This window comes from Paraburkholderia sp. J8-2 (assembly GCF_905220195.1).
Lineage (GTDB): Bacteria > Pseudomonadota > Gammaproteobacteria > Burkholderiales > Burkholderiaceae > Paraburkholderia.
Genome location: NZ_CAJMZA010000007.1, coordinates 88239 through 110171, shown reverse-complemented (window position 1 = coordinate 110171; position 21933 = coordinate 88239). Strand labels below are relative to the sequence as shown.

Below are 21933 nucleotides of genomic sequence, written 5' to 3'. Positions count from 1 at the left end.
GCTTGCGCGCTTACGCGAGTTCGCGCGCCTTGATCGTGTCGCTGGCGCGCACGAAATTGCCGGCGCCCAGATGGTGGATCGTGTGCAGGTCCGCGTTGCTGCTGTCGAGTTCCCAGTGGCCATTGCGGAAGGCGCGCGGATCGGCTGCGGCTGAAACCACTTCGGCGAAGCACGTGTCGTAGGCGTCTTCCGTGTGCCGCTCGGGAATCAGGCGGCATTCCATCCACGCGGAGCAGCCCGTTTCGAGCAAAGGCAAGCCGAGCTTCGGGCCGGTAATGGCGGCGATGTTGAAGCGCTCGAACTTGTCGGTCTCGCGGCCGCTCACACTGCCCACAGCATAGGTCAGGTCGATGGCGGCGGCGCCCGGAATGATCACGCCGAACGTGCCGCTCGCATGGATCAGTTCGCGCGTGAACGTGCGCTTGTCGATGACGATGGCAATGCGCGGCGGCGTGAATTCCACGGGCATCGACCATGCGGCGGCCATGACGTTGTGGCGCTTGCCGTCGCTGCTGGTGACGAGCACCGTGGGGCCGTGGTTGATGAGGCGGCTCGCGTGTTCGAGCGCTACCGGCGTGAAAGTGGAGTGGTTTTCCATCGGCGTTGGATTCGCTGTGAGTCGGAACCCGAGCGACTTTACCTCAGAAAGCCGAAGCTTGCGGGGCGAGGCCGTCACCGCTTTGCGCTTGAATCGCGCATTACGCCGTTGCTGGCGGTAAATTCGCCTGCAGATAAATCGACATCGGCGTTTGCAGCGGCAAGCTCGCGGCGGCGCCGCGGTTGTAGTGCGCGAGAATCACCTCGACGGCGCGTACGGCCTCGACGAACGGGCTTTGATCGAGCACCGCGTCCATCACGCCTTCGGCGAGCAGCGCACGGCTGATAGTCGTGAGTTCGTGGCCGATCAGGGTCGTTGCGTGCTCGCGCTTGAGCGCCTTGAGTGCACGCGCAATGCCTTCGTCGCCAACCGAAAGATTGTAGATGCCGCGTAATGCCGGGTATTTCTTGAAGGCGTCGCGCGTGAGGCGTTCGGTCGAGGCGGCGTCTTCGCGGCTTTCTACCGTGGTGACAACTTCGCAAGCCGGAAAGCGGCTGCGCAGCACCGAGCGGAAGGCGCCGTCGCGTTCCTCGTGCCCCAGGTAGGTGCGCAGGCCCGCGATCACCAGGACCTGGCCGCCCGTCTCGCCGAGAAAGCGGCCCATCAATTCGCCCGCCGTGCGCCCCGCGCAGCGGTTGTCGATGCCCACATAAGCAAGGCGGCCCGTGTCGGGCAGATCGCTCGCAAGGGTGACGAGCGGCATCTTGCGCGCCACGCGCGTGAGCGCATCCACGACCACGGGATGCTCATAAGCGACGACGATCATGGCGTCGGCCTTCTGCGCGGCGCGCTCGATTACGCGCGCGAGCGACTTCGGTTCGAGGTCGTCGAAAAACGTGAGCTGACACATCACGCGGTAGGTTTCGAACGACTTCTGCGCAAGCTCGAAGCCGTGCCGCAAGGCGACGTAGTAGGGCGAATCGGGCTGCTGCGTGACGATGGCAACGCGCAGCCAGCGCACGGACACTTCGTCCAGCGCGCGATCCATCTTGAGCTTGCGCGCCCATTCGAGCACGCGCGCTTCCTTGTCGCGCGCCACGCCGCCGCGCCCGTTCAACACGCGCTCGACCGTGGAATAGCTCACGCCCGAGGCCTTCGCGACGTCTTCCATCGTGGGTTTGCGTCTCGTGTTCATGCGCGCTTTCCGTGCTTTCCAGTAGACGAGTGATTCTGAGGAATTCTCCTCAAGAATCCGTTTGAGAGCGGAAATTCATTCAACTACATTTTAACCATCCAAACGGGCTGTCCGCGCGGACATCGACACGACACAAACTGGAGACACCCCATGAACATGACGAGATTTCGCGTGGGCCGCATGTGCGCGGCCGCGCTCGCGGCAATGGCGCTCTGTAGCGGATTCGCGGCGAATGCGGCGCATGCCGACGAGCGCTTCGTGATGGTGAGTCACGGCTCGGATTCGAACGTGTGGTGGAACACCGTGAAAAACGGCATGCGCGACGCGAGTGAAGACTTCGGCGTGCCGGTCGATTACCGCAATCCGCCCACGGGCGACACCGGCGACATGGTCCGCATTCTCGAACAGGCCTCGGCGCGCAACTACGCGGGCGTCATCACCACGGTGCCGAATCAGGAGATGATCCAGAAAGGCCTCGCGGGTGTGAAGGCGAAGCATATTCCGGTCATCACGATCAACGGCGGCCCGGAAGCGGGCATGAAGCTCGGTGCGATCCTGCACATCGGCCAGCCCGAATACGAAGCGGGCAAAGCCGCGGGCGAGCGCGCGAAAGCTGCCGGCATTCACGACTTTCTGTGTGTGAATCACGGTGCGGACATCCAGGCGCTGTGGGACCGCTGCAAGGGTTTTGCCGACGCCATCGGCGCCGACTACAAGAAGTCCACGATGGATAGCGGCGAAGACCCGACTGTCATCGAAAGCAAGGTGGCCGCGTATCTGCGCTCGCATCCCAACACCCAGGCGATTCTCGCGCTCGGCCCCGATCAGGCGATGGGCGTGCTGCGCGGCGTGACCGACGCGGGCAAGGCCGGCAAGCTCTATGTCGCGACGTTCGATCTTTCGCCGGATATCCTCAAGGCCGTTCAGGCAGGGCAGATCCAGTTCGCAATCGATCAGCAGCCCTATCTTCAGGGTTATCTCTCGGTGGCGGCCATGGCGATTGCGGTGCGCGACAAGACCACTGACCCGGCCCATATCGTCGCCGCGCTCAAGGACGACAAGAAGGTGGCGGCGCGTCTCGCGAAGTACGACCTCAAGCCGGTTTATACCGGTTCGACGGTGAGTTCCGGTCCGAGCTTCGTCACGCGAGACAACCTCGCGCCCGTGCAGAAGTACGCGGGTTCGTACCGGTGAAAGCAGGCATGAAAGAGACAACCTCTCGCGCGGAGCACGGCAAATGAACATCGACATGAATGCGTGGTACCGGGTGGAAATCGACCGCAAGCGTCTCAAGGCATTTTCCACGCGCACCAACGCGCGGGGGCTGATTCAGGTGGGCGGCTTCCTCGCGCTCGTCGTGGCGACCGGCGCGCTCGCGTGGTATTCGCTCGGCACGGCCTGGGCGATTCCCGCCTTCTTCCTGTACGGCACGGTGTTCGCGTTCAGCGAGGCCGCCGCGCACGAGCTGGGGCACGGGACCGCGTTCAAGACGCGCTGGATGAACGAGACCGCCTACTGGATCATTTGCTTCATGTCGTGGCGCGAACAGGTGTACAGCCGCTGGCTGCATGCGCGGCACCACACCTTCACGCATCTGACCGCCGAACCTTATCAGGACCCCGAACTGGCGTTCAAGCGGCCGCTCAGTTACGTGAAGCTCGTGACGGATTTCTTGCGCATTTCGCATGGCATCCAGTTTCTCGGCGCGATCGTGCTGCACAGCTTCGGCATCGTGACGAAGGGCGCGAAAGACGTGGTGCCGCCAGCCGAGTACCGCAAGATGTGCGCGAATTCACGCGTGCTGCTCGCGTGCTACGTGGCCGTGTTCGCGTGGGCGCTGCTCGCGCATAGCGGGCTGCCAGTCCTGTTCCTGTTCGTTTCGCGTGCCTATGGCACCTGGCTGCATGAGCTGTGCGCGCTCACGCAGCACACGGGGCTCAAGGAGAATGTGCTCGATCACCGCGTGTCGAGCCGCACGGTGCTGCTCAATCCCGTGGTGCGCCTTCTCTACTGGAACATGAACTATCACATCGAGCATCACATGTTTCCGAGCGTGCCGTTTCACGCGCTGCCCGGTTTTCATGCTGCGGTAGCTTCGCAAATGCCGAAGCCCTACGCGGGACTGTGGCCAGCGTGGCGCGAGATTCTTGGGATCTTCGCGCGCCAGCAGCGCGATCCGGAGTATGTGGTCGTGCGCGAACTGCCGATGGGCAAGCGCGGCGACGCGGTGGCGTAGCGTACGACTTCCGCTCAGGAAGCCTGCGCGCCGCGCGCGTTGGCGGCGCGGCGGCCGAATGCCTGGCGGACCCAGCTTTGCGCGTTCACCACCAGCAGACCCACCAGCACGAGCGCCGAGCCAAAGAGGAACGCGGGCTCCACGCGCTCGTGCAGCAGCACGACGCCGAACGCCACGCCGAACAGCGGCGTCATGAACGAGAGAATGCCGAGGCGCGCGGCCAGATAGCGGCGCAGCAGCCAGAACCACACGAGATAGCTGACGAACGAGACGAGCAGCGTCTGGAACGCGAGGGAGGCCAAGGCGAGCGGCGTGCCCCGAAAATGCGCCTGGCCGGTCAGAAACGCGAACGGCATCAGCACGACGAAAGCGCCCGCCAGTTGATAGAAGAGCGTTTGCGTGGCGGGCGCCTCGCTCAGGCGGCTCGTGCGCACGACAACGGTGGTGAGCCCCCACGCCGCGCCCGCGCACAGGCCCATGAAGTCGCCGAGCAGCCACAACGGCGACCCCGGTGTGCCGTCGCCCAGTAGCGCGGGTCCGAGGAACGTGATGGCGATGCCCGCGAAGGCGATCGCAATGCCGACCCATTGCAGGCGCGCGAGGCGCTCGTCGGGCAGGCGCACATGCAGGCCGATGGCCGCGAACATCGGCGCGGTATAAAGAAACACGGCCATGTGCGAGGCATTGGTCCAGCGCAGGCCCATGGCCACGAACACGAATTCGAGCGCGAACAGGCCGCCCGTGACGAGCCCGGCGCCGCGCGCCACGCCCGGCAGCCAGCGCTCGCGCGAAACGAGCCGGTTGAAGAGCCACACGAGCGCCGCCGCCACGCCCGAGCGCAGCCCGATCTGCAGCATGGGCGGGATCTCCCCGGCCACCGCCTTGATCGCGGCCTGCTGCAGACCCCATGCGAGGCATAGCGCCACCATGATGGCCACGGCCGTTGCGTCGACTTGCTTTCTCATTGCGGACTCGCTGACTTGAAGGATTCGGCTGAAGTTTGTTGGCAGTGGGCGTAGTATTGATGCGTCGGGATGCGCGCATATAGCGCAAAACTGACAATCGATAGCCCCAGACCGCCATGCCCAACCTGCCCAAAGTGCCTGAACGTGCGCGCCCGGCGCGCCATCTGCGCCTGCCGCCCTTTACCGACGTGCTGCCCACGCCCGTGTTCTTCCGCATGGAGCACATGCCTTCGCACGCCACCTATCCGCAGATGTGCCACCCGTGGGGCGAGTTCGTCTACGCGTTCAGCGGCACGACCGAGGTGAAGGCGGGCGACGAGCACTACATCACGCCGCCGCATCTCGGGCTCTGGATCGCGCCGGGCACGGAACACGTGGGCTTCAACGAGCAGGAGACGGTGCATTGCTCGGTGTACATCAGCCGCGACCTGTGTACGCGCATGCCGGCAACGAGCTGCGCGGTGATGGTGTCGCCGCTCGTGCGCGCGATTCTCGAGCATCTGCGCGTGACGCCGGTGGAAGAAGAGGGGGAAGCGCCGCGCGCGCGTCTGTTGCGCGTGCTCGTGGATCAGCTTTCGACCTGCGCGACCACGGGCAGCTTCGTGCCGCACACCGACGACGCCGATCTCAACGCGATCCTCCAGGTGCTGCGCCAGAATCCCGCCGACAATCGCTCGCTCGCCGAGCTGGCCGATGCGTTTCACATGAGCGAGCGCACGCTCATGCGCCGCGCGCAAAACGAGCTGGGCATGTCGTTGACGGAGTGGCGCCAGCGCATCCGGCTCGTGAACGCGCTGCCCATGCTGCACGCGGGGCGCAGCGTGGAGGCCGTGGCGCTGGATTTGGGGTACGCCACGTCGTCGGCTTTCATTGCAATGTTCCGACGATTGACGGGCACGAGTCCCGGGCAGTTCGTGGCGCGCACGCGTTAAGCATAGGGGCGCGCGCAACCATTACCAGACCTCACGAAACCCCACAAAACCCTAAAGATTCCCCGCGCGTGCGCCGTTAGAGCATGCATGAAAACCCTACTCACCCAGACCGACGCACGCTTCATCCTGTCGATCGCCCTCGAACTGGCCGAAAGCCAGGCCGCCGCGGCCGGGGTTCAGTTCGAATCGGCGGCAGGATCGGCAATTTGCGACGATGTGATCGCCGCCACGCTTTCGCAGTTCGCGCCTACCGTGACGATCGACGAGTTCTACGGCCTGCTGGACCGGCCCGAGGTGCTGCACTGAACGGCAGCGCCGCTGAAAAAAAGCGGGCGCTCACGCCATGAGCGCCCGCAGCTTCGTTGCATCGGCAACGAAGTCGAAGTTTGCTTAGAACTTCTGACGCAAGCCCACGCTCACGATGGCTTGCGACTGCGTGGCCGACGAGTGACCGTTGCCTTTGTCGGACACCGAAGCCGTCGCCGCGACCGGATTGCCGGCGGCGTCGAGCGTCATGCCCGATGCATGCTGGTAGCCCGCGAGCAGATACACCGTCGAGCGCGTCGAAAGATCGTAAGTCGCGCCTACCGAAACGTTGTGGTACTGCGCGTCCTCATCCACGCCTTCCACGGCGCTGCCACGGGTGTAGCTGTAGCCCGCGAACAAATGGGTGCGCGGCTGCACGTTCCACTGCGTGAAAATACCCGCGATATTGAAGATCGCGTTGCCCGAGAACAGCGAATTCGCGCCCGAGCGGTACTGCACGTTGCTGTAGTTCACGCCGACTATGGCCGGGCCGAAGTCCCACGTCGCGCCTGCCGCCACGACCTGCTGCGATTGCGCGCTCGCATAGCCTTCGTTGATTGACGAGTTGAAGGTGCCGTCGTACGTGCCCTGCCACTTGCCGTAGGTGGGATCGTCGAGGCCGGTCTTGCTGTTGTCCGAGCGCTCATAGCCCACGCCCATGCGCAGCGGTCCGTTCGCATATCCCGCGCCCACGCTCCACGTGTTCTTGCGCTTCATGCTGCCAGGCTGGCCGCCAAATCCGTACAGCGCGCCGAACGTGAAGCCCGCATAATTCGCGCTCGTGTACTTGATCGAGTTGTCCACGCGCGTGGTCTGGTCGAGGTCGTCGATGTCGCCCGGATGCGCGCCGAATCCGCCGATGAAGTTCACGGGCGCGACCGGCCCGACGAAGTCGTCGAGCGAGGTGTACTGGCGGCCCATGGTGAGCGAGCCGTAGCGCTGGTCCGCGAGCCCCACGAAGGCCTGGCGGCCGAACAGGCGCCCGCTTTGGCCCGAGGTGCCGTTCGTGATGTCGAAGCCGTCTTCGAGCAGGAAGATGGCCGCGAGCCCGTTGCCCAGATCCTCCTTGCCCTTGATGCCCCAGCGGCTGCCCGAGAGATTGCCGGTGGAGAGCGCCACGTTCGAATGGCCCGTGTACGCGCCCGTGGTGCCCGTACGCTCGTTGCTGCGATACGTGATGCCGGCGTCGGCAATGCCATAGAGCGTGACCGAACCTTGCGCCAGCGCGACGCCGGCCAGCGAGAACAAGACTGGTGCGGCGAGCAGGTGTTTTCTCATCATTTGTTGTTTCAACGTCTATAGATCGCCTCGTGAGCGATTTTCTGGTTTTGCGCGCACGCGCTCGCGGCCTCGTAGACGAGACCGCAAGCGCGAAACGCGGGGGAGGAAAAGGGGGCGGCGCTAAGTGCGTTAGCGCTTGAGCGTTGCGCCGGGCGGTGATTCCGGCGTGCTCACGGTGACGGTCTTGCGGACCTTCGCGACGTCTTCGGCGCTCACTGGCGCGCCGGCGTTGCCCCAGCTCGTGCGCACGAAGGTGGACACGTCGGCCACTTCCTGGTCGGACAGACGCCAGCCGAACGGCGGCATCGTGAACGACGAGGGCGCGGATTTCGTGCCTTCGAGCGCGCTGCCTGCGAGCAGCACGTGAATCAGCGAAGTGGGGTCCTTACCCTGCACGACCGGGTTGCCGCCGAGTGCCGGGAACACGCGCGTGTAGCCGCGTCCGTCGCTGCGGTGGCAGGCCATGCAGTTGTCGCGATAGACCGCCGCGCCGCGTGCGCTCGCATCGCCGTTTTGCAGCTTGTTCGCGGCGGCGGGATCGTAGGCGTACGACGTCTCCTTCGGGTCGCTCGTGGGCAGCGTCTTCAGGTAGCGCGCGATGGCGAGCAGGTCCGCGTCGTTCATGTGCTGCATGCTGTGCTGAACCACGTCGGTCATGCCGCCGAACGCGGCGGTATGCAGATTGCGCCCGGACTTGAGGAACTGCACGATGTCGTCCTCGCTCCAGCTGCCTAAGCCCGTGCGCGGATTGCCGCGCAGGCTCGAAGGCACCCAGCCGTCGATCGGGCCGCCGCCTGCGAGGAAGTCGTCGCCTTCAAGATCGGTGAGCGCGAGTTCCTGCATCGTGCTTGCGCGCGGCGTGTGGCACGCGCCGCAGTGGCCGAGGCCCTGCACGAGATACGCGCCGCGCGCGACGATCGCATCGTTGTAGTGCGCGCCGTCGAACGCCTGCACCTTCGGTGCGAACAGCATGCGCCAGGCGCCGAGCGGCCAGCGCATCGAGAGCGGCCAGGGAATGTCCACGGCGCGGTTCTGCACGTGTACGGGCCCGACGCCACGCATGAAGTACGCGTAAAGCGCCTTCATGTCGTCGTCGCTCAGGCGTGCGTAAGAGGGGTAGGGCATCGCGGGGTAAAGCGTTTCGCCGTTCGGCCGCACGCCTTCGCGCAAGGCTTTGGCGAAGTCGTCGTAGCGCCACTTGCCGATGCCGGTGTTCGCGTCGGGCGTGATGTTGGTCGAGTAGATCGCCCCGATGGGCGTGTCGAACTTCAGGCCGCCCGCGAACGGCTTGCCGCCCTGTGCGGTGTGGCAGGCAATGCAGTCGCCAGCGCGCGCAAGGTATTCGCCATGCGCGACGAGCGCAGCGTTCGGCAGTTCGGCCGCGTGCGCCGCGAATGATGCGAACGCCGCGACAGCCGCACCCGATACCATTGCGCGTGCAACGTTCGCCCGCGCGGAGAAAAGATTCTTCTTCATGCGGCTCTTCACACGCTCACCAGCGGACCGGGGTTCTTCAGATACTGGTTGCGAATGGCTTTCGCGCTCCAGTAGGCGAGGGCGGCGACGAGGCCGGTCGGGTTGTAGCCGATCCCCTGCGGGAACGCGGAGGCGCCCATCACGAACACGTTGTGCACGTCCCAGCTCTGCAGATAACGGTTGATGACGCTGGTGTTGGGGTCGTTGCCCATCACGGCCCCACCCACGAGGTGGGTGGTCTGGTAGCGGCGCGAGTCGAAGTGCGCGCCGAATTCGCGCGTGTACACGTTGATGGCCTTCGGGCCCATCGCCTCGGCAATCTTTTGCATCTGGCCCGTCACGTACTGCGCCATCTTGATGTCGTTGTCCTTCCAGTCGAAGGTCATGCGCAACAGCGGCTGGCCGTACGCGTCGCGATAGGTCGGGTCGAGGTCGAGGTACACGTCGCGGTACGACATGTTGGAGCCGTGCGCATCCATCGAAATGGTGTGCGCGTAGTGGTCCTTCACTGCCTTCTTCCACCCGGCGCCCCAGTTCGGTGTGCCCGCGGGCGTGGCGATGCCGCTGATCGGCTTCACGCCCGCCTGGTTCACCCACAGCGGCGAGCCGCCCACGAAGCCGAGCGGCCCGTGGTCGAAGTTGTCGGCATTGAAGTCGTCCACGGCCACGCCGTTGCCGCCCGCGCCGATGAACGGATTCGTCCAGGTGTCCTTGTCAAAGAACGCCGTGATGGTCGAGAGGTTCTGGTACGCGAAGTTGCGGCCCACCACGCCCTCGCCCGAGACCGGGTCATAAGGCTTGCCGATGCCCGAGAGCAGCAGCAGGTGTACGTTGTGATACTGGAACGCCGAGACGATCACGAGGTCGGCGGGTTGGAACACTTCCTGGCCTGCCGGATCGATGTAGGTCACGCCGGTGGCGCGCTTTTTCGTGCCGTCGAGTTCCACGCGCAGCACGTGGCACTTCGAGCGCAATTCGAAGTGCTTTTCCTGCTTGAGCGCGGGCAGAATGTTGAGATTCGGCGAAGCCTTCGAATACATGTAGCACGCGTAACCGCTGCAATAGCCGCAGAAGTTGCACGGGCCCATCTGCACGCCATACGGGTTCGTGTACGGCCCCGACGTGTTGGCCGAAGGCAGCCGGTACGGATGCAGGCCGAGCGACTTCGAGGCGTCGAAGAAGCGCTGCGCCGAATACGTATTCAGTTGCGCAGGCAACGGGAAGTTGTCGCTGCGCGCGGCTTCGAACACGTTGCCGTCGCCAACCACATTGCCTTTGACCTTGTACGCCTGGCCCGAGGTGCCGAATACCTTCTCCGCGAAGTCGAAGTGCGGCTCCAGTTCGTCGTAGCTCACGCCGTAGTCCTGGATCGTCATGCCTTCGGGGATGAACTTCTTGCCGTAGCGCTCCTCGTAGTGGCTCTTCAGGCGCAGCTCTTCGGGCGTGATGCGGAAATGCACGCCCGACCAGTGCAGGCCCGCGCCGCCCACGCCTTCGCCAGGCAGGAACGCGGCGAGCTGGCGGTAGGGCAGCGCGGTGTCGTTCACACCGTGGCGGATCGAGACGGTGGTCTTCGAAAGGTCGAGGAAGAGCTTCTTGCGGATGTTGTACGTGAGTTCGTCGATGGTGTTGGGGTACGCGCCGTCCGGGTAGGTGTCGCGATACTCGCCGCGCTCGAGCGCGACCACGGTGAGGCCCGCTTCCGTCAGTTCCTTCGAGAGGATCGCGCCGGTCCAGCCGAAGCCGACAACCACGGCATCGACGTGAGGTTTCTTGATCGCCATTTACGTACGCTCTCCGTTGATCGAGACCGGGCCGTACGGGTAAGGCTTGCCGTTCTGGTTGACGAAATCCATGAAGTCGGCGCGCGCGCCGGGGAAGCCGATCATCTTCCACGCGGCCATGTCGCGGTTGCCGCCGTGGATCGGGTCGCAGAAGTAGCCTTCGCGCGTGTTCTGCAGCAACTGGCCGAAGAACACGGAAGCCGGCACGCCGTCCAGTTCGACCTTGCCCGCTTCGAGCGCGCCGAGCACGCTGTCGCGCGTGCTGGCGTCGAGCGCGTCGAAGTCCTTGCCGTACGCCTTCGTGCAGTACGCGTTCACGGCCTGGATGCCGAGCCGGTAGATGTCGCGCGGCACGAGCTTCAACTGGTAGCCGAGTTCGGGCACGCCTTGCTGGAACGGCCCCTGCATGTACCAGAGCGCGCCGTGCGCGTAGGGCGTCTCCATCTGCCGGTCGATGAATTCGGGCACGCCGGCTTCCAGCGCGCCGGGGCCTTCGGAATCGGCGGGAATCAGGCGGTCTGCGGCGGCTTCGACAAAGGCCCACTCGCGCGCGTCGAAGAAGCGCGGCTTGTAGGCGGCGGCCTGCCCGGCTTGAGGCGCTGCGTTCGGCGCAGAGGCGGCGCTGCCCGCCGTGGCGGTTGCGCCCGACGGCGCTTTGCCGCCCTCGCAGCCCGCCAGGGCGCTGGCCGGCACGAGCACCGCTGCCGTGCGTAGGAAGCCGCGGCGTGTCGTGAGAGGAGATTCAGACATTGTGGGATTCTGTATGAGTTCGGCGCGGCGTGATTCGATCGTGTCCGCGTAGCGATCTTGCCCGCTGCGCGTGACATGCCACCGCGACGGCCAAGGAACGCAGATGTTAAATGGAACCGGTTCCACGATTGGGACGCGATTCTACAATATTCCTTTACGGGGCCTGTACCGGCCGCGCAGGGGCGGGGCGGGCCCTGCAACGGGGCTCTCCGAACAAACCCTAACAAATGCAACAAGTTGTTTGACAACTAAGGCGGGCCGATGCTACTGTGCACGGTATTGACAACCCTCCATCCCAGCACGAGGCCTCATGAACGTGTCCCCGATTGTCGAGAGCGAATTCGCCTCGACTGTGATGGCAGTGCCGCCGCTCGCACGCCGCCCCGACTTCTCCCTCGACGTTGAACAGAACGGCAAGCTGATCCGCCATATGGAAGCGGGCGGCATTCGCACGCTGCTGTACGGCGGCAATGCGAACCTGTACCACGTCGCCGTGAGCGAATTCCGTGAGTTGCTTGACATGCTCGCCGACCTCACCGCGCCCGAAACGCGCGTGATCCCGGCCATCGGTCCCGACTACGGCAAGATGCTCGACCAGGCGCGCATCCTCGCGCAAACGTCGTACAAGACGGCCATGGTGCTGCCGCTGTCCGGCTTCACCACGCCCGCAGGCGTGGAAGCGGGCCTCACGCGCATCGCCGACACCGCAGGCATTCCGCTCACGCTCTATATCAAGAGCGAAGACTATGTCGACGTGGACACGCTCGTGCGCCTGATCGACCGCGGCACGCTCATCGCCGTCAAGTACGCCATCGTGCGCCAGGACCCGGCGAACGACCCGTATCTGCGCCGCCTGCTGCAAAGCGTGCCGGCTTCGAAGGTCGTCTCGGGCATGGGCGAGCGCCCGGCGCTCGTTCACGTGCGCGACTTCGGTCTGGCCGCCTGGACCACGGGCTCGGGCTGTATCGCTTCGAACACCATCATGGCGCTCTTGAAGGCCGCGAAGGAAGGCCGTGCGGAAGAAGCGCAACGCCTCTACGATGCCTTCATGCCGCTCGAAACGCTGCGCGACGACATCTCGCTGATCCGCGTGCTGCATGACGCCGTGACGCTCTCGGGCATCGCCGACATGGGTCCGATCCTGCCGCTGCTCTCGCAGTCGCCTGCTGAAGCACTGCCGGCGATCGGCGAGGCTGCCAAGGCGCTGCTCGCATTCGAGCAGAAGCTGGCCGCTTCGGCCCAGACGGCCAACGCGTAAGCGGCGGCGAAAAGCAATTGAACGGAGCGAACATGCAGATTACTGGAGCCATGCTGCTGGGCGCGCAAGCGGTGCGCGGCGAGGCGGGCGAGATGCGCGCCTTCGCGCCGGCGCTCGGTCAGGAGATCGAGCCGTCGTTCGGCCTCGGCGGTAAGACCGAAGTCGCGCGCGCTTGCGAACTCGCGGCGCAGGCGTTCGACGCCTTCCGCGCAGCCCCGCACGAAACGCGTGCGCGCCTGCTCGAAGCGATCGCCGAACGCATTCTCGGCATTGGCGACGCGCTGATCGAGCGCGCGCATCTCGAATCGGCGCTGCCCAAGGCGCGCCTCGAAGGCGAGCGTGGCCGCACGGTTGGCCAACTGCGTCTTTTCGCATCGCTCGTGCGTGACGGTCGCTGGTGCGGCGCCGTGCTCGACTCGGCGCTGCCTGAGCGCAAGCCGCTGCCGCGCTCGGACCTGCGCGCGCATCGCATCCCGGTCGGCCCCGTGGCCGTCTTCGGCGCGAGCAACTTCCCGCTGGCGTTCTCGGTGGCGGGCGGCGATACGGCTTCGGCGCTGGCCGCCGGCTGCCCGGTCGTCGTGAAGGCGCACCTGGCACACCCCGGCACCTCGGAACTCGTGGGCCGCGCGATCCAGCAGGCCGTGGCTGACGTCGGTCTGCCCGAAGGCGTGTTTTCGCTCGTCTTCGGCGGCGGCAATGAAGCGGGCGAAACGCTCGTGGCGCATCCGGCCATCAAGGCGGTGGGCTTCACGGGTTCGCGCCGCGGCGGTCTCGCGCTTTCGCATATCGCGGCCGCGCGCCCCGAGCCGATTCCGGTCTACGCCGAAATGAGCAGCATCAACCCGATGTTCGTGCTGCCCGCGGCGCTGGCCGCGCGCGGCGAAGCGCTCGCGCAAGGCTTCGTCGATTCGCTCACGATGGGCGTGGGCCAGTTCTGCACGAACCCGGGCCTCGTGCTCGCGATCGACTCGCCGGAACTCGACCGCTTCGTGAAGGCGGCAAGCGCCGCGCTCACGCAGAAGCCCTCGCAAAGCATGCTGACGGCGGGCATCGCCTCGACGTATGGCGAAGCCGTTGCCGCGCGCAAGCAATTGCCCGGCATCGAGAACCTGGCCGAAGGCACGAAGACGGACGCGCATTGCGACGCGCTGCCGGTGCTCTTCAAAGCGAGCGCCGAGCAATTCCTCGCGCAGCACGCGTTGTCGGACGAAATCTTCGGGCCGACTTCGGTGGTCGTGGCGTGCCGCGACGAAGCCGAACTCGCGCGCGTGGCGGAGCACCTCGAAGGCCAGCTCACGGCGACCCTGCACATCGACCGCGACGACTACGCAATGGCTGCGCGCCTGATGCCGATTCTCGAGCGCAAGGCCGGCCGCATTCTCGCGAACGGTTTCCCGACGGGCGTCGAAGTCTCGTACGCGATGGTTCACGGCGGCCCGTTCCCGGCCACCTCGGACGCGCGCACGACTTCGGTGGGCGCGATGGCGATCGAGCGTTTCCTGCGTCCGGTCTGCTATCAGGACCTGCCGGCTGAACTTCTGCCGGTCACACTGCAGAACGACAATCCGCTCGCGCTGTGGCGTTTGCGCGACGGCGAGCTGGTGAAGCAGTAATCCCGCGAAGGCGGTCGGGAAAGCGCCTGCAGAAGCTTTGCAGGCGCTTTCTCCAAACGGATGCCGACAAGAGGCTCACAGTAGTCTCACAAAGAGCCTGACGTTGCTTGACAACTTGGTGCGTGGTTCGGCATCCTGTGTCCGGCTTGGGCAATACAAAAAATGGCCGCGTTAGAACAAATTCCATAACAAGTGTGAGGAGATGCGATGTTCGATGGACGCTTGAAGGCCAGCGTGCTGGCCGTGTGTGTGGCGGCCGCCACGGCGCTCGGCATGAGCGCGGCCAAGGCCGATCCCGTTTCCCTGAACATTGTCGACGTGGCCGGTAACCTGCAGCTCACGCAGAAGGCCTTCGAAGCGTTCAAGGCGAAGAACCCGAACCTCGTCTCCAATATCACTTACACCAACGCGCCCGCGCCGCAGTTGCCTGGCAAGATCAAGGCAATGCAGGCCGCCGGCCGCGCCGACATCGATCTCGTGCTGACGGGCACCGACGCGCTCGCCGCCGGCATCGAACAGAATTTGTGGATGAAGCTGCTGCCGGATCAGCAGGCAGCGCTGCCGGGCGTGCTCGACAAGTACGCGCCGGGCCCACGCAAGATGCAGGACCTCGCGCAAGGCTATGGCCTCGAAGTGTCGTACATGCCGGCCGGTCCGCTGATCGAATACAACCCGGCCAAGGTCGCCAAGCCGCCGCAAACGCCGCAGGAACTGCTGGCGTGGTGCAAGGCGAACCCCGGCAAGCTGATCTATGCGCGTCCGGCCAACTCGGGCCCGGGCCGCACGTTCCTGATGGGCCTGCCGTATCTGCTCGGCGACAAGAACCCGCAAGATCCGATCAACGGCTGGGACAAGACCTGGGCGTTCCTCAAGGAATTGAACTCGTGTGTGCCCTACTACCCGGGCGGCACCTCGGCGGTGATGAAGGAACTGGGCGAGGGTACGCGCGACATGACGGTGACCGTGACGGGCTGGGACATCAACCCGCGCGCGCTCGGCATCGTGCCGGCCGAATTCAAGGTGCAGGCGTTCAACAACATGACGTGGGTGAACGATGCCCACTTCATGGTCGTGCCGAAGGGCGTGTCGAAGGAGAAGCTCGCCGTGCTGCTCAAGCTCATGAACTTCATGCTCGAGCCGCAGCAGCAGGCCATGACGTATGACGACGGCTACTTCTACCCGGGCCCCGCGGTGAAGGACGTCACGTTGCAAATGGCGCCGAAGGAAAGCCAGGACGTGATCGCGAAGTACGGCCGCCCCGAATACGCGAAGTGGCTCACGGCTTATCCGCATGTCCAGCCGCTTTCGGCCCAGGCCATGGTCGCCGCGTTCCAGAAATGGGACCGCGAAGTCGGTTCGCAGAAGTCGCAGTAACGAGAGGACGGAAGAGGAAGACTCAGCAATGGACGGACGGTGCTTGTGTCGTTTCGCCTGGCGAGCGCCGTCCTCGATCCCTGCTCACGCAGGTTGATCTCATAGTCTTGTTGGTCAGGAACGTGTCATGAAGCATTCTTTCGATCGTCTGCGCCTCGACTCGGTATGCCGTAGCTTCACCAACGCGGAGGGGACGCAGCTCGCCGCGCTGCGTGATCTCGACCTCGACATTCGCCGCGGCGAATTCATCGCGCTGCTCGGCCCTTCGGGCTGCGGGAAATCCACGGCGCTCAATTGCATTGCCGGTCTGCAACCGCTCACGAGCGGCAGCATCTGGCTGGACGACCTGCGTATCGACGTGCTGCCGCCCGAGAAGCGCGGCTTCGGCATGGTGTTCCAGAACTACGCGTTGTTCCCGCACATGACGGTGCTGGAAAACGTCGGCTTCGGCCTGAAGATGCAGGGCGTGCCGCGCGAAGAGGCAAAGCGCCGCGCGCGCGAGGCACTGCAGCTCGTGCAACTCGTCGGTCATGAAAACAAGCTGCCCGGCCAGCTTTCGGGCGGCCAGCAGCAGCGCGTGGCGATTGCCCGCGCTATCGTGATCGAGCCACCGCTCGTGCTCATGGACGAGCCGCTTTCGAACCTCGACACCAAGCTGCGCATTGAAATGCGCGCGGAAATCCGCCGCATTCACGGCCAGCTCGAACGCGCCACCATCTACGTGACGCACGATCAGGACGAAGCGCTTTCGATGGCGGACCGCATCGTCGTGATGAAAGAGGGCGCCGTGCAGCAGGTGGCGACGCCGAAGGAAGTCTATAGCCGGCCGTCGAATTTGCATGTGGCGCGCTTCATGGGCTTTCGCAACGTGCTGCCGTTTGCGATTACGGGCGAGCAGGGCGACCATATCGCGATGTCGTCGTCGGGCATCACGCTCACTGGCGTGCCGATGGGCGAACTGAACGGCGGCGAGATCTCGGTGGCCATGCGTCCCGAAGATTTCGAGCGCGCGAACGCGGGCGACGCCAACGCGTTCGAGGTGGAAGTGGAAATGGTCGAGTACGGCGGCCGCGATTCGCTGCTGCTCGCCAACGCGCCGTTCGGCAAGTTGTGGGCGCGCGTGGAAGGCGAATTCGCAGCGGGCGAGCGCGCCACGCTGCGCGTTGCGCCTTCGCACGTGCTGGCCTATGCGGAGCGTGCGTCGTGAGCACGCTCATTGCGTCGTTGACCCGGGCGCCGCGCGATTCGCGCGGCTGGCTCATCACGCCTGCGCTCGGCTTCATCATCGCGATGTTCCTCTATCCGTTCGCCTACGGTCTCGTGCTGTCGTTCAAGCCGATGAACGGCGGCGGCATGTTCGCGAATTATCTGCAGTTCATTCACGACCTCGCGCTGTGGCCCACGGTTTTCGTCACGCTCAAGCTGGCGGTGCCCGCGACCCTCATCAACGTCGGGCTTTCGCTGCCGGTGGCCTTTGCGCTGCGCCGCAAGTCGCCGTACCAGAAGCTCGTGACCACGCTGCTCGTGATTCCCGTCACGCTCGGCACGGTGCTGATCGCCGACGGCATGCTCAGCTACTTCGGCCCGAACGGCTGGTTCCCGCAGGCGCTGCACGCGCTGCATCTGTACACGAGCGAAGAGATCCGCCTCACGCACAACTACTGGGGCGTGCTGATCTCGCTGATCGTTTCGGGTTTCCCGTTCGCGTTTCTGCTCACGCTCTCCTACGTCACCGGCATCGACCCGACGCTCGCGCGCGCGGCGGCAACGCTCGGCGCGGGCCCGTGGCAGCAGTTCCGCCAGATCTATTTGCCGCTGCTCGCGCCCGGTCTCACGATGGCCGCGTGCCTTTCGTTCGTGCAGGCGTATTCGGTGTTCCCTTCGGCGGTGCTGCTCGGTGCGCCGGCCGGCCCTACGCGCGTGATCTCCATTGCGGCTTCCGAAGCGGCGTTCGAGAGCTATGACTACTCGCTCGCCTCGACCATCGCCATCGTGATGGGCTTCGTGCAGCTGGTCGTCGTGGCCGCGATGTTGAGCGCGAAGCGCTTCTTCTACTCCGGCCCGGTGAGTGGAGGGAAAGGCTGATGACCGCACATCAACGTAACGCGGCCGGCCTCGGTTCGGGTGCGCAGGTGGGCGAGGAACGTGCCACGCCCGCCGCCAATGCCGCGCCGGCAAAGCCCGCTTCGCGCCTGCCCGATGTGCTCTGGAAAGTGTTCATCTGGGGCGGCGTGGTGTTCTTCCTGCTCAACGTGGTGCTGCTCATCGCCACCGTGGGCGTGAACTCGATCGCCACGCGCTGGTTCGGCACGCCGTTGCCGCAAGGCTTCACGCTGCACTGGTATGCGCAGGCGTGGCGCGACTTCCAGCTTTCGAGCGTGCTGTGGGTGACGTTCGAAGTGGTGGGCTCGGTCGTGCTGCTCTCCATCGCGCTGGGCGTGCCCGCCGCGTACGCTTTGGCACGCGCGCAGTTTCCCGGCAAGCGCATGGCCATGCTCGTGTTCCTGCTGCCGCTCATGGTGCCGCCCGTCACGTACGGCATTCCGATGGCGACCGCCATGTACCAGGTCGGCCTCGCGGGCACGCTGCCCGGCGTGATCCTCGCGAACCTGGTGCCCGCGCTGCCGTTCGTGATCCTCGTGATGACGCCGTTCATCGAGCAGATCGATCCGAATCTGGAATCGGCCGCGCGCATTTTCGGCGCAAACACGCTGCGCTATTTCCGTTATGTATTGCTGCCGCTTCTCGTGCCCGGGATGCTGGCGGCGGGGCTGCTCGTGCTCGTGCGCACGATCGGCATGTTTGAACTCACTTTCTTTACCGCCGGACCCGACACGCAAACGCTGGTGGTTGCGCTGTACTACGCCGTCTTTTCGACGGGCGTGCGTGCGCCGCAATCCATCGACGCCATGGCGATGATCTATATGGCCATCACGCTTGCGTGGGTGCTGGTCGCCCTGCAGTTCGTCAGCCCGACACAGCTCGTGTCGCGCGTGAAGGAGCAACGCTAGGCCAGTGCCGGCGGCTTTACTGGAAACACCTGGAGCAACGCAAGATGAGCAAGAAGCGAAAGACCCCCGAAGAACTGCGCAGCCACCGCTGGTATGGCGTGAACGACCTGCGGTCGTTCGGCCACCGCTCGCGCACCGCGCAGATGGGCTACAGCCGCGAAGAGTACGCGGGCAAACCGGTGATCGCGATCCTCAATACGTGGAGCGAGATCAACCCTTGCCATACGCACTTCAAGCAGCGCGTGGAAGAGGTCAAGCGCGGCATCTGGCAAGCGGGCGGTTTCCCGATCGAGCTGCCGGTGCAAACGCTCTCCGAGCCGTTCCAGAAGCCCACCACGATGCTCTACCGCAACTTCCTCGCCATGGAAGCGGAAGAGACGATCCGCTCGTACCCGGCCGACGGCGTCGTGCTGATGGGCGGCTGCGACAAGACCACGCCCGCACTGCTGATGGGCGCGATCTCGATGGACCTGCCCACGATCTTCCTGCCCGCGGGCCCGATGCTCAACGGCAACTGGAACGGCGTGACGCTCGGCTCGGGCTCGGACACCTGGAAGTACTGGGCCGACCTGCGCGCGGGCAAGATCACGGAAGAAGACTGGAAGGGCGTGGAAGGCGGCATCGCACGCTCGCCGGGCCACTGCATGACGATGGGCACGGCGTCGACGATGACAAGCGCCGCGGAAGCGCTCGGCTTCACGCTGCCTGGCTTCGCCTCGATCCCCGCGCCGGACTCGCGCCATGCGCAGATGTCCGCGAAAACGGGCATGCGTATCGTCGAAATGGTGTGGGAAGACCTGAAGCCTTCGGACATCATCACGCGCAAGTCGGTCGATAACGCCGTGACCACGTGTCTCGCGCTCTCGGGTTCGACCAACGCGATCGTGCACATGATCGCGCTCGCGCGCCGCGCCGGTGTCGATCTCACGCTCGCGCAGTACGACGAAATCGCACGCCACACGCCGGTGCTCGCGAATATCCGCCCGACCGGCAAGTACCTCATGGAGGACTTCTACTATGCTGGCGGCCTGCGCGCGATGCTCAAGGAACTGGGCGACCTGATCGACGGCACGCAGATGACCGTGAACGGCAAGACGCTTGGCGAGAACATTGCCGACGCCGAAATCTACAGCGAAGAGGTGATCTATCGCCGTGCGAAGCCGCTCATGCCGGATACGGGTCTCGCCGTGCTGCGCGGCAACCTCGCGCCGGACGGCGCGGTGATCAAGCCGGGCGCAGCGGAAAAGCACCTGCACGTGCATACGGGCAAGGCGGTCGTGTTCAAGGACTACAACGACATGGCCGCGCGTATCGACAGCGAAGATCTCGACTGCGACGAGAACAGCGTGATCGTGCTCCAGCACGCGGGTCCGGTGGGCGCGCCGGGCATGCCCGAGTGGGGCCAGCTGCCGATTCCGCAAAAAATTCTGCAGAAGGGCGTGCGCGACATGTTGCGTATTTCCGACGCCCGCATGAGCGGCACGAGCTACGGCGCGTGCGTGCTGCACGTGGCGCCGGAGTCGTTTATCGGCGGTCCGCTCGCACTCGTGCAGGACGGCGACCTGATCGAGCTGAACGTGCCGGAGCGCCGCCTGAACGTGCTGATCTCCGACGAAGAGATGGCGCGCCGCAAGGCCGCGTGGGTCGCGCCGGAACCGCGCTTCAAGCGCGGCTATGGCGCGATGTACCAGATGCACGTGATGCAGGCCAACAACGGCTGCGAATTCGACTTCATGCAGCGTGACGGCGTGGGCGGCGCGTGCGCCAGCGCGGGCGGCGAACCCGAGATTCACTAAGGAGACACATTCGGCAAGGAGCGCTTCAGGGGTGTCGCGCTCCCTGCTGGACAGGAGGTAATGTAGCAACCAGGGTTTTAACGAGTATCAAACCACAACGACTAAAGATAGGACTACCGATGAAAAAAACTATCCTCGCTTCCGCGCTTGGACTCGCGGCGCTGGGCGCACACGCGCAAAGCAGCGTCACGCTGTACGGTATCGTCGATACCGGTATTGGTTATCAGAGCAGCTCGGCGAAGCTCGGCAGCAACGCCGGCGGCGCTTCCGTTGTCAAGATGGTGCAGGGCGTGTGGGCCGGCTCGCGTTTCGGCTTCAAGGGTAGCGAAGATCTGGGCGGCGGCACGCGCGCGATCTTCCAGCTCGAAGAGGGCTACAACTCGGCAACCGGTGCGCAATCGACCTCGGGCCTGATGTTCAGCCGCGCGTCGTGGATCGGCGTCGCGAACGCCAACTACGGCACGCTGACGGCTGGCCGCCAGTACGCGCCGTACTACACGCTGCTCTCGCCGTACAGCCCGACCACGTGGCTGACCGGCGCATACGGCGCGCACCCGGGCGATATCGACTCGATGGACACGATCTATCGCATCAACAACTCGCTGGTCTATACGTCGCCGAACATCGCGGGCCTGACCGTGAGCGGCATGTACGCGCTGGGCGGTGTGGCGGGCGCGACCGGTGCAGGCCAGTCGTGGAGCTTGGCCGCGCAGTATCTGCATGGTCCGGCAGGCATCGCAGTGGGCTTCGAGCGCCTGAGCAACGCGGCGAACGGCGGCGGCCCGTGGGATGCGAACTCGACGGCGAACAGCGCCGGCGAGCCGGGCGTTTCGGCGCTCACCAACGGCTTCCAGTGGGCGCAGACGCAACAACGCCTCGCCGTGACGGCCGGCTACCAGTTCAGCTCGCAGTGGGACATTTCGGTGGCCTACTCGAACGTTCAGTACATCCCGGGCGTGAATTCGCACTTCGGCGACACGCAGATCTGGAACACGGGCGGCGTCGTGCTGCACTACAAGCCGATCACCGTGCTCGACCTCGCGGCCGGTTTCTCGTACACGCGCGCGACCAAGGCCAACGGCATCCAGAGCGCCGCTTCGTACGCGCAGTACAACATGTCGCAGTACTACACGCTCTCGAAGCGCACGGGTATCTATTTCGTCGAAGCGTACCAGCGCGCGGGTGGCCAGACACTCGGCACGCCTAGCGCGACCGGCGCAAGCAGCATCATCAACGCGACGGCCGACATCGGCGACGGCCAGAACAGCGCGCCGTCCTCGTCGCGCAGCCAGGTTGCGGGTGCGATCGGTATCGTTCACCGCTTCTAAGTCTTTTCACGCTCCGAAAGCAGTATCTTCGGCGGTGCCGGGTTTGCCCGGCTCCGCCGTTTTTTTTGTGGGGTGGGTCGCTGCACAGCC

General features: G+C 65.0%; 19 protein-coding genes. 12 read left to right on the top strand and 7 right to left on the bottom strand.

The genetic code is table 11. From position 1 onward, the window contains the following. Window positions 1–10: 10 nt before the first annotated feature. The gene (locus tag U5A52_RS18000) at window positions 11–598 is read right to left on the bottom strand and encodes a flavin reductase family protein (RefSeq protein ID WP_321935675.1); all 588 of its coding nucleotides are present in this window, start codon (window positions 596–598) and stop codon (window positions 11–13) included. 100 nt (window positions 599–698) lie between these two features. Further along, on the bottom strand, window positions 699–1733 hold the full coding sequence (locus U5A52_RS17995; protein WP_321935674.1) for a LacI family DNA-binding transcriptional regulator: 1035 nt from the start codon (window positions 1731–1733) through the stop codon (window positions 699–701). A gap of 156 nt (window positions 1734–1889) precedes the next feature. Between U5A52_RS17995 and U5A52_RS17990 the strand changes: the two genes are divergently transcribed. Next, the gene (locus U5A52_RS17990; protein ID WP_415774022.1) at window positions 1890–2927 is read left to right on the top strand and encodes a sugar ABC transporter substrate-binding protein; all 1038 of its coding nucleotides are present in this window, start codon (window positions 1890–1892) and stop codon (window positions 2925–2927) included. 43 nt (window positions 2928–2970) lie between these two features. Beyond that, window positions 2971–3969 (top strand): fatty acid desaturase, encoded by a 999-nt coding sequence (locus tag U5A52_RS17985; RefSeq protein ID WP_321910725.1) that lies wholly within the window; start codon window positions 2971–2973, stop codon window positions 3967–3969. A gap of 14 nt (window positions 3970–3983) precedes the next feature. Here the strand turns inward: U5A52_RS17985 and U5A52_RS17980 are convergent, their stop codons facing one another. Further along, entirely contained in the window at window positions 3984–4934 is a 951-nt protein-coding gene (locus tag U5A52_RS17980) for a DMT family transporter (RefSeq protein WP_321935673.1), read from the bottom strand. A 116-nt stretch (window positions 4935–5050) separates the two neighbouring features. Here U5A52_RS17980 and U5A52_RS17975 point away from each other — a divergent pair, with 116 nt between their 5' ends. Together U5A52_RS17975 and U5A52_RS17970 are read left to right on the top strand one after the other, a co-directional pair. Then, entirely contained in the window at window positions 5051–5866 is an 816-nt protein-coding gene (locus U5A52_RS17975) for a helix-turn-helix transcriptional regulator (RefSeq protein WP_321935672.1), read from the top strand. An 87-nt stretch (window positions 5867–5953) separates the two neighbouring features. Next, on the top strand, window positions 5954–6172 hold the full coding sequence (locus U5A52_RS17970) for a hypothetical protein (RefSeq protein ID WP_321910728.1): 219 nt from the start codon (window positions 5954–5956) through the stop codon (window positions 6170–6172). 84 nt (window positions 6173–6256) lie between these two features. Here U5A52_RS17970 and U5A52_RS17965 read toward each other — a convergent pair whose 3' ends face one another. From U5A52_RS17965 to U5A52_RS17950, 4 genes are all read right to left on the bottom strand, one after another. After that, on the bottom strand, window positions 6257–7450 hold the full coding sequence (locus U5A52_RS17965; protein ID WP_321935817.1) for a porin: 1194 nt from the start codon (window positions 7448–7450) through the stop codon (window positions 6257–6259). 132 nt (window positions 7451–7582) lie between these two features. Beyond that, entirely contained in the window at window positions 7583–8929 is a 1347-nt protein-coding gene (locus U5A52_RS17960) for a c-type cytochrome (protein ID WP_415774019.1), read from the bottom strand. 8 nt (window positions 8930–8937) lie between these two features. Continuing rightward, the gene (locus U5A52_RS17955; RefSeq protein ID WP_321935671.1) at window positions 8938–10713 is read right to left on the bottom strand and encodes a GMC family oxidoreductase; all 1776 of its coding nucleotides are present in this window, start codon (window positions 10711–10713) and stop codon (window positions 8938–8940) included. Beyond that, the gene (locus U5A52_RS17950) at window positions 10714–11463 is read right to left on the bottom strand and encodes a gluconate 2-dehydrogenase subunit 3 family protein (protein ID WP_321935670.1); all 750 of its coding nucleotides are present in this window, start codon (window positions 11461–11463) and stop codon (window positions 10714–10716) included. A gap of 310 nt (window positions 11464–11773) precedes the next feature. Between U5A52_RS17950 and U5A52_RS17945 the strand changes: the two genes are divergently transcribed. The 8 genes from U5A52_RS17945 (at window position 11774) to U5A52_RS17910 (ending at window position 21843) form a co-directional block, all read left to right on the top strand. Then, complete coding sequence (locus U5A52_RS17945; protein ID WP_321935669.1) at window positions 11774–12721, top strand: dihydrodipicolinate synthase family protein; 948 nt, start codon at window positions 11774–11776, stop codon at window positions 12719–12721. A gap of 32 nt (window positions 12722–12753) precedes the next feature. Then, complete coding sequence (locus tag U5A52_RS17940; RefSeq protein ID WP_321910733.1) at window positions 12754–14334, top strand: aldehyde dehydrogenase (NADP(+)); 1581 nt, start codon at window positions 12754–12756, stop codon at window positions 14332–14334. A 273-nt stretch (window positions 14335–14607) separates the two neighbouring features. After that, window positions 14608–15708, top strand: a complete 1101-nt coding sequence (locus U5A52_RS17935) for an ABC transporter substrate-binding protein (protein WP_321935815.1) — start codon at window positions 14608–14610, stop codon at window positions 15706–15708. A gap of 127 nt (window positions 15709–15835) precedes the next feature. Continuing rightward, window positions 15836–16915, top strand: coding sequence for an ABC transporter ATP-binding protein (locus U5A52_RS17930; RefSeq protein ID WP_321935667.1), 1080 nt, complete (start codon window positions 15836–15838; stop codon window positions 16913–16915). Continuing rightward, window positions 16912–17793, top strand: coding sequence for a sugar ABC transporter permease (locus U5A52_RS17925; protein WP_321910736.1), 882 nt, complete (start codon window positions 16912–16914; stop codon window positions 17791–17793). Before U5A52_RS17930 ends, U5A52_RS17925 begins: the two co-directional genes overlap by 4 nt. Then, on the top strand, window positions 17793–18719 hold the full coding sequence (locus U5A52_RS17920; RefSeq protein ID WP_321910738.1) for an ABC transporter permease: 927 nt from the start codon (window positions 17793–17795) through the stop codon (window positions 18717–18719). The genes U5A52_RS17925 and U5A52_RS17920 overlap by 1 nt, the downstream gene beginning before the upstream one ends. Before the next feature lie 44 nt (window positions 18720–18763). After that, window positions 18764–20515, top strand: coding sequence for an L-arabinonate dehydratase (araD, locus tag U5A52_RS17915; RefSeq protein WP_158759603.1), 1752 nt, complete (start codon window positions 18764–18766; stop codon window positions 20513–20515). Between the two features lie 119 nt (window positions 20516–20634). Next, window positions 20635–21843 carry a porin gene (locus U5A52_RS17910; RefSeq protein WP_321935666.1) on the top strand — a complete coding sequence of 403 codons (1209 nt, stop codon included), beginning with the start codon at window positions 20635–20637 and terminating at the stop codon, window positions 21841–21843. Window positions 21844–21933 lie beyond the last annotated feature (90 nt).

What these genes read in the sequence shown, in the direction of transcription:
- U5A52_RS17950 (WP_321935670.1), bottom strand. Translation starts at nt 11,463, where the DNA reads ATGTCTGAATCTCCTCTCACGACACGCCGCGGCTTCCTACGCACGGCA.
- U5A52_RS17930 (WP_321935667.1), top strand. Translation starts at nt 15,836, where the DNA reads ATGAAGCATTCTTTCGATCGTCTGCGCCTCGACTCGGTATGCCGTAGC.
- araD (WP_158759603.1), top strand. Translation starts at nt 18,764, where the DNA reads ATGAGCAAGAAGCGAAAGACCCCCGAAGAACTGCGCAGCCACCGCTGG.
- U5A52_RS17975 (WP_321935672.1), top strand. Translation starts at nt 5,051, where the DNA reads ATGCCCAACCTGCCCAAAGTGCCTGAACGTGCGCGCCCGGCGCGCCAT.
- U5A52_RS17940 (WP_321910733.1), top strand. Translation starts at nt 12,754, where the DNA reads ATGCAGATTACTGGAGCCATGCTGCTGGGCGCGCAAGCGGTGCGCGGC.
- U5A52_RS17985 (WP_321910725.1), top strand. Translation starts at nt 2,971, where the DNA reads ATGAACATCGACATGAATGCGTGGTACCGGGTGGAAATCGACCGCAAG.
- U5A52_RS17945 (WP_321935669.1), top strand. Translation starts at nt 11,774, where the DNA reads ATGAACGTGTCCCCGATTGTCGAGAGCGAATTCGCCTCGACTGTGATG.
- U5A52_RS17920 (WP_321910738.1), top strand. Translation starts at nt 17,793, where the DNA reads ATGACCGCACATCAACGTAACGCGGCCGGCCTCGGTTCGGGTGCGCAG.
- U5A52_RS17935 (WP_321935815.1), top strand. Translation starts at nt 14,608, where the DNA reads ATGAGCGCGGCCAAGGCCGATCCCGTTTCCCTGAACATTGTCGACGTG.
- U5A52_RS17970 (WP_321910728.1), top strand. Translation starts at nt 5,954, where the DNA reads ATGAAAACCCTACTCACCCAGACCGACGCACGCTTCATCCTGTCGATC.
- U5A52_RS17990 (WP_415774022.1), top strand. Translation starts at nt 1,890, where the DNA reads ATGACGAGATTTCGCGTGGGCCGCATGTGCGCGGCCGCGCTCGCGGCA.
- U5A52_RS17910 (WP_321935666.1), top strand. Translation starts at nt 20,635, where the DNA reads ATGAAAAAAACTATCCTCGCTTCCGCGCTTGGACTCGCGGCGCTGGGC.
- U5A52_RS17960 (WP_415774019.1), bottom strand. Translation starts at nt 8,929, where the DNA reads ATGAAGAAGAATCTTTTCTCCGCGCGGGCGAACGTTGCACGCGCAATG.
- U5A52_RS17995 (WP_321935674.1), bottom strand. Translation starts at nt 1,733, where the DNA reads ATGAACACGAGACGCAAACCCACGATGGAAGACGTCGCGAAGGCCTCG.
- U5A52_RS17955 (WP_321935671.1), bottom strand. Translation starts at nt 10,713, where the DNA reads ATGGCGATCAAGAAACCTCACGTCGATGCCGTGGTTGTCGGCTTCGGC.
- U5A52_RS17980 (WP_321935673.1), bottom strand. Translation starts at nt 4,934, where the DNA reads ATGAGAAAGCAAGTCGACGCAACGGCCGTGGCCATCATGGTGGCGCTA.
- U5A52_RS17965 (WP_321935817.1), bottom strand. Translation starts at nt 7,450, where the DNA reads ATGAGAAAACACCTGCTCGCCGCACCAGTCTTGTTCTCGCTGGCCGGC.
- U5A52_RS18000 (WP_321935675.1), bottom strand. Translation starts at nt 598, where the DNA reads ATGGAAAACCACTCCACTTTCACGCCGGTAGCGCTCGAACACGCGAGC.